Here is a 6,785-nt window from a genome sequence, read left to right as displayed (position 1 = left end):
AGCTGCGTTAGTCGATAATATCTCTACCAATCTACTTAAGGATATCCTTCCTTTGTTATATCCTTCACTTACTAATATTGGAACCATAGTCTCTACTCCTGGGATTCCTGGGAAAGATGTCCATATATTCATACCTTCTTTAAGTTTTTCTGCTTCTAATTCATATGGAGCATGGTCTGTACCCATAAAATCTACACTGCCGTTTTTTAGACCTTCCCATAACATTTCGTTATCCTTTTTCTCTCTTAGAGGAGGAGCAATTTTTGCTAATGGACCATATTTAGTCATAGCTTCTTGGTAGTTCAACATTAAGTAATGTGGACAAGTTTCACTAGTTACATTTAATCCTTTTGCTTTAGCTTCTCCTACTAGTTTGGCACCAATTCCCGTACTCATATGAACTATGTGTAATCTAGCACCAGCAGCTTCTGCAAAACTAATTCCTAGTTCTATAGCAACCTTTTCTGCTAATTCCATCCTAGCTTCTGCCCAAGCCGGTCCATCTAAACGTCCTTCTTTTTGGAATTTCTTTACGTAGAAATCACACATTGCAAAGTTCTCAGCATGTATACCTATTGGAAGACCAGTTTTAGCTACTGCCTTAAAAGCTTCATACATTTCTGGATCTGTAACTCTTGGATAAGTTGGTACTGATGGTGTCATATAAGCCTTAAAAGCTACAGCACCAAAATCAGCTTGTTCTTGCACATTGTCTAGCCAACCTTCTCTTACGTCTTCTCCTGTAACTCCGCCCCACATAGCATAATCCACTAAAGCTTGTGGCTCTACTAATTCTAATTTTAATTTCAATTGCTCAACACTTCTTGCTGATGGAACTGAACAACAAGGCATATCTATAACTGTAGTTACTCCACCTCTTGCTGCTGCAGCTGAACCAGTTAAGAAATTCTCTCTATGAGGAAATCCTTGATACATAAAATGAGTATGTGGATCTATACAACCTGGTAATGTTAAATGACCGCCAGCATCGATAATATTTTTAGCATCTACGCCATCTACATTGTCTAAAAATCCAGCAATCTTTTCATCCTTTACTAGGATGTTCGTTAAAATGGTATCATCACCTTGTGGAATTCTAGCATTTTTGACTATAACGTCATACATCTTGTAAACCCCCTTGTTTTATTGAGAAACATCTTTCAATTATAATAACATAGAGACAAAAAATAAACCTTGTTAGATTACTATAAAAATTTTGCATTAAATTAACAAATCTATAAAAGATTTTGTAAGTATTTAATAATAAATTTGTATATTTTTTATATAGGTTTTACTACAATAATATATATAATTAAAATTAGTATATTATCTTTATGTTAAATAAAATCTTTATAAGGAGGGATAATTTTGGCTTTAAAATTAATCGATTTATCACAGGAAATCTTTGAAGGTATGTCCATATTCCCAATGCATCAAAGAACCTTCATAATGACTAATATGACCCATGAAGAAAATATGGAGATGACAGGTAGCCCTACTGTAGGGTTCTCTGCAAGAAACTTACTTATATCTGAGCATTGTGGTACTCATAGTGATGGAGTGTCAGAATTCAAACCTGGAGGCCCAACTATAGATAATATGCCATTAGAACATTTTTGGGGCAGTGCTATTTGTATAGATGTATCCCATATAAGATATCCAAACTATATAGAACCAATAGATTTAGAAGAAGCCGTTAGAAAATCTGGTCAAGAAATTAGAAAAGGTGATATAGTTCTTCTTTATACTGGTCATCATGACAGAGCTTACGGAACGGACAAGTTTCAAACAGATTACACAGGATTAAGCTATGAAGGGGCTAAATGGTTAGCTGAACAAGGAGTCATGAATATTGGTATTGACGCTCCAGCCATAGATTTAACACCAGATGACATTAACTTTTCTGGTCATATGGTTTGTGGAGAATATAATATAACCAATACAGAAAATTTATGCAATCTAGACAAAGTAGTTAATCAAAGATTTTTATACATTGGCCTTCCCTTAAAAATTAGAGACGGCTCCGGTTCTCCTATTAGAGCAGTTGCATTAATAGAAGAATAATTTCAATATAAGAGCCTTTGGTGAAAATGTTTTCCACCAAAGGCTCTTATATTTACTACATCAATAGTTCTCTAATCTTCAATGCAATTTCTAAATTTAATCTATCGTTAGGATTATCTAGACTCATGCCAGTAATTTCATTTATTCTGTTAATTCTATATAAAATAGTATTATAGTGAGTATATAAATTTTCCGACATTCTGGTAAGATTCCCATTATGTTCGAAATAGGCCTCTAAAGTCTTTACCAACTCTGTAGATTTTTTATCATCATAATCTACCAAAGGTTTTAAAGTAGTATTGTAAAAATCCTCTAACTCCTCTGTTAAAAAATCTTGACACAGTATCTTGAATATTCCTAGTTCGTCAAAAGTAATCATTTTTTTATCGATGATAGCCTTGCCTGTCCTAATGGTTTTCACAGCATCAGAAAAGCTTTTATTCACATTATCTAATCCTTTATAAGTTCTACCTACTCCTATTTTTACATTCATATTGTTGAACTTTTCATCTAAAGTCTCCATTACCCTATTGTTAAAATTATTCAATCTATCTACAATTCTGCTTTCATCTTCAAAACTCAACAATACCTGAACACCGTTGAGTTTAGTGGCTACTATACCATTTAAATTCAAATATCTCATTATGTCCTCAATAATAGCAACCATAGTATTTACATAATCCTGTAAATATTCAAATAGATATTTGTCATCATTTTCATCTTCAAACTTTAGTTTAAAACTCATAACTTCAATAATATAATAAGAGTTTGGATTCAAATTGAAAAAATGGGCTCTCTCTAAGGCTTTTTTCTTTCTCTTAGGATCTACAGATATTAAATCCTCAAAAAATTCAGATCTATATCTTATTTCCACTTCTTTCACAGTTAATTCCTGCAATACAGCCAATGCTATAGTAGTTGAAGCTGATTCAATTATTGATAAATCAAATCCCCCTAAAGGAGAGTTAGTAGACCAGGTAAATATATGCCCATATACATTGTCCTTAAGTACAATAGGCATTATCATCCTATCCACAAATTTACCATCGATTATAACCTTATCCTCATCTAATTTTTTCAGCTTGCTTCTTCCGTCATTAGGGTCATAAAATTCTTTTACATCGTTTAAAAACTCTGCCTTTAATTTTTCATTTGTTTCTCCTAATTTCTTATGTACTTGGTTAGAAAAGTTTAAACATAAAATGACTGGATTCTTTATATTATCATGTATTACTTGGGTTACCTCCTTTACTCCATTACCCTCAAGCATTACAGCCATAAACTGCTCATGAACCTTTTCTATCCTTTCCAGTAAAGAGGCTTGTTTGTTAAATATCTCTTTAAAAACATCCATCATAATATCAGATAATGGTATTGATTGATGAATGTCTATTAAAGGAAAATTTAGTTCATTAGCTAGATGTAAAACTTCTTCAGAAAGAGAATCTAAATAAGGAGATACTTTAATTCCTATTCCAGCTAAATGTTTATCATAACATTCCTTTATTAATTTTTTCTGTGCTTCTACATTATCTTTTTCCAAAAAATAAGCAGTAGTTAATAAAAATTCCCCTTCTTGAACCCAATCCATAATATCTGGGTCTGCCATAATGTTCACCCTAGATATAGTGTTTCTAATCCCTTTAAAACCTGCAATCAATTTAGAGTCGCCCATAACCTCTAGACTCATCATATCTTCAACACTAATTCCATTTTGTCTAGACATATTACACCTACTCCCCTATGTTTTCATACCTTATTACAAAAATTATAACATAGGAAAAATAGTCTGTCTACTTAGGTTCAGAAACTTCATTGCCTCTTACATATCTATGAATAATATTTCTATCGTCTCCAATGTACATGAATTTTTGTATTCTTTCTTCTAGAGACAGTTCATTTCCACACATTAGGGAGGAGTCATCTATTATTAATGCATCTAAGTCGTATCCTTCTTCAAAACTACCAACCTTTCCGAAAAAGATTCCACCACCTTTAGTTCCTAAGAAAAAAGCTTCTGAACTAGTCAAAGGCTGTAATTTTTTATCTGTCTCTAACCATTTAATTTTAGAGGCTTGTATAGCTGCCACCATAACACTAGGTATGCTTAAATTATTACCCCCTGATATATCCGAGCCTAAACCTACAGGTACTTTTTTATCTAAAAACTTTCTCACAGGCATTATTCCACTAGATAAGTTATAATTAGAATAAGGGCAATGGGCTGCAAACACTCCATTCCTTGCCATTATGTCAATTTCATTTTCTGTATTATATATACAATGAGCCATTATCGTATTTGTTTGACCAAAAAGTCCATATTCATTATATACAGAAACATAATCTGGAAGCTCTGGGTGCAATTCCTTAACCCATTCTACTTCAGAAACATTCTCACTTAGATGAGATTGAACTGGAATTCCATTATTTATAGCCAATTTACCTAAACCTTTCATAAGCTCCACGGAGCAAGTAGGCACAAATCTTGGGGTAATTATAGGTTTTACAAGGTTGGATTTATCCTTATATTCTAATATGATCTCCTCTGTCTCTACTATGGATCTTTGAGTATCTTCTGTAAGTTCTGGAGTAGTATTTCTATCCATATTTACTTTCCCTACATAAGCTCCTAAGCCAGAATCCATCAACATATCCATCAACAATTTGGTGCTTTCTCTATGGATACTACTAAATATTACCGAACGAGTAGTCCCAACTCTCCATAAATCCTTAATTAGATTAGAATATACCTTTTTTGCATATTCTATATCTCTATACTTTGATTCCTCAGGAAATGTGTAGGTATTAAGCCAAGGGATAAGCTCCTTATCTAAACCTAATCCTCTATTAGGATACTGAGGAGCATGAAGGTGTAAGTCTACAAAACCTGGTATTATCATCTTTCCTGTATAATCTTTTATAGGATAATTTTTATATTCATCAGCTAATTCTTCATATATTCCTACTACTTTTCCATTTTCTGCTACTATATAGTAGTCTTCATAAGTTTCAAACCTATCTTTATTGGAGGTAAATACTATGTCCCCTTTTAACACTATTTTTGCCACATTTATCACTCCTTAAAATTTAGCTTGTTATAATTCAAGTATATTATATCTTTTTTACAATATGTAAATATATATTAAATCTATACAAATCAAACCTTTATAGCATCAATATAATAAAAATGTTCAACTTAGAAATTACTTATTTCTTATCTAAAATCTCCAATTTGAATATTTCCTTTTCAAATTTAATTGAGGTTTTAAATTATTTATTTTTGTTTAATATACCATATATGGGTATATGTAAAGATATAGTATCTTTGGGGGAGGAATTCATTATGAAAATTATCATCAGCGGAGAGGCAAAAGAAAACCTTAGCATGATGGGAAAAAATGCTATGACCATATATGCTGAAGCAGTAGGAAGTTGCTGAAGCCCTATGCCAGAGGTTTTTGTAAGGCTTAATGAGCCGGAGGCTCCCGATAAATATAATATGTATGAAGTGGATGGTATAAAAGTATATCTATATAAAGAAGCTAAGTTGACAGGAGATACGATAGAGATTAAACCTGCCAAATATAGTTCTGATTTAGCAAATAAGGAATTTGATGTATATGGATTAGAATTTGAATAGAAAATAAAAAATAAGCAAATTAATACTTACTAAGTATTAGTTTGCTTATTTTTGAGTTTTATCAGCAACAGATTTTATATAATTATTTATATTTTTAGTTATTTCTATTATATACTTATAAATCTTATTTTATCTCTATTTTTTATACAATTGATAATATCAAGGTATTCATTTTTCAACTTTCCTATTACATTAACCCTATCGTCTTGAGGAAAGCCCTGCCTTAATATTTGAATCTCTCCCGAATACCTTTTATAGCCAATATTATCCATAGTGATTGTCCCTTTTTCTCTAGATATGCAATTAAAAGGTTCCAATTGTTTCCCAATACGGGAATACTCTCTAGATTCCTGTAATCGCATAATACTCTTTGGTGAATCGGCTCTTATAGTGAATACTTGATTATAAAGGTAGTTATAATCTGGTGAAAATTCTACTGGTATGTTGATAATATTTTCTCTGATATAATCGGTAATAAGTTTTCCTTGCAATTCCGATATTTTTACATCCCCTACAAATATTCCATCTACTCCAAAATTTTTAGCAAGGTCTAAATAAGCTACATAAGGAGGAATGTACCTATGCTTTTCTAAAGTTGGTAATCCTTCATATATTGGAGTACGCTTGATTTCATCTCCTGGAATAAAAGCTAAAGTTTTTATTTTTAAATCTTTTAACTTATTGTTAATAATACTGAAATCTTCAGGGTCCAATCCTGTTTCTGGTCTTGGGTAAAAATTATGCAAAGCAAAAACATCTGAACCAGTATCTAATATTTCCTTTGCTATTATTTCATCCTCTGTTGATGGATTAAAAGATATTGGATATTCTTCACCAATTTTTAATATTTCGTCTTCACTAAAACCATAATCTAAACGCAATATATCAATTCCCATATCCTGTGCAAATCTAATAATAGAATCATATTGGAAAAATTCTAAAGTCTTTACAGATACATCTCCCATAATTTTAAATTGTCTTTCCTTTAACCCGCCGCCTCGACCGCGATCTGCCGCTCGTGCAGCTCCCGCGAGCTCTTCACTGAGACCCACTCGCCCAACGCCATCGAGAATGACCCGGC

General features: G+C 32.2%; 7 protein-coding genes. 2 read left to right on the top strand and 5 right to left on the bottom strand.

Annotated elements, in window-relative coordinates; translation table 11 throughout:
- A partial coding sequence (locus tag VK998_RS07195; protein ID WP_325227021.1) for a dihydroorotase occupies nt 1-1,125 on the bottom strand: 1,125 nt, incomplete at its 3' end.
- A 243-nt stretch (nt 1,126-1,368) separates the two neighbouring features.
- On the opposite strand from VK998_RS07195, the gene VK998_RS07190 reads away from it, so the two are divergent.
- Nucleotides 1,369-2,064 (top strand): cyclase family protein, encoded by a 696-nt coding sequence (locus tag VK998_RS07190; RefSeq protein WP_325227019.1) that lies wholly within the window; start codon nt 1,369-1,371, stop codon nt 2,062-2,064.
- Between the two features lie 55 nt (nt 2,065-2,119).
- Here VK998_RS07190 and VK998_RS07185 read toward each other — a convergent pair whose 3' ends face one another.
- Nucleotides 2,120-3,790 carry a PucR family transcriptional regulator gene (locus VK998_RS07185; RefSeq protein WP_325227017.1) on the bottom strand — a complete coding sequence of 557 codons (1,671 nt, stop codon included), beginning with the start codon at nt 3,788-3,790 and terminating at the stop codon, nt 2,120-2,122.
- Between the two features lie 67 nt (nt 3,791-3,857).
- Nucleotides 3,858-5,132, bottom strand: coding sequence for a guanine deaminase (gene guaD / locus VK998_RS07180; protein ID WP_325227015.1), 1,275 nt, complete (start codon nt 5,130-5,132; stop codon nt 3,858-3,860).
- Nucleotides 5,133-5,509: 377 nt separating this feature from the next.
- Between guaD and VK998_RS07175 the strand changes: the two genes are divergently transcribed.
- Nucleotides 5,510-5,704, top strand: a complete 195-nt coding sequence (locus VK998_RS07175) for a hypothetical protein (protein ID WP_325227011.1) — start codon at nt 5,510-5,512, stop codon at nt 5,702-5,704.
- A 107-nt stretch (nt 5,705-5,811) separates the two neighbouring features.
- On the opposite strand, the gene VK998_RS07170 is transcribed toward VK998_RS07175, so the two are convergent.
- Complete coding sequence (locus VK998_RS07170; protein ID WP_414713578.1) at nt 5,812-6,669, bottom strand: MupG family TIM beta-alpha barrel fold protein; 858 nt, start codon at nt 6,667-6,669, stop codon at nt 5,812-5,814.
- A gap of 20 nt (nt 6,670-6,689) precedes the next feature.
- The gene (locus tag VK998_RS13040; RefSeq protein WP_414713577.1) at nt 6,690-6,770 is read right to left on the bottom strand and encodes a hypothetical protein; all 81 of its coding nucleotides are present in this window, start codon (nt 6,768-6,770) and stop codon (nt 6,690-6,692) included.
- Between the last annotated feature and the right edge of the window lie 15 nt (nt 6,771-6,785).

This window comes from Schnuerera sp. (assembly GCF_035459645.1).
GTDB lineage: Bacteria > Bacillota > Clostridia > Tissierellales > Tepidimicrobiaceae > Schnuerera.
Note: the sequence above shows the minus strand (reverse complement) of the source record. Positions and strands in the feature narration are given on the sequence as shown.

Excerpts from the sequence above, each read along its gene's own strand:
- VK998_RS13040 (WP_414713577.1), bottom strand. The coding sequence starts at position 6,770 with ATGGCGTTGGGCGAGTGGGTCTCAGTGAAGAGCTCGCGGGAGCTGCAC.
- VK998_RS07185 (WP_325227017.1), bottom strand. The coding sequence starts at position 3,790 with ATGTCTAGACAAAATGGAATTAGTGTTGAAGATATGATGAGTCTAGAG.
- VK998_RS07175 (WP_325227011.1), top strand. The coding sequence starts at position 5,510 with ATGCCAGAGGTTTTTGTAAGGCTTAATGAGCCGGAGGCTCCCGATAAA.
- VK998_RS07170 (WP_414713578.1), bottom strand. The coding sequence starts at position 6,669 with ATGGGAGATGTATCTGTAAAGACTTTAGAATTTTTCCAATATGATTCT.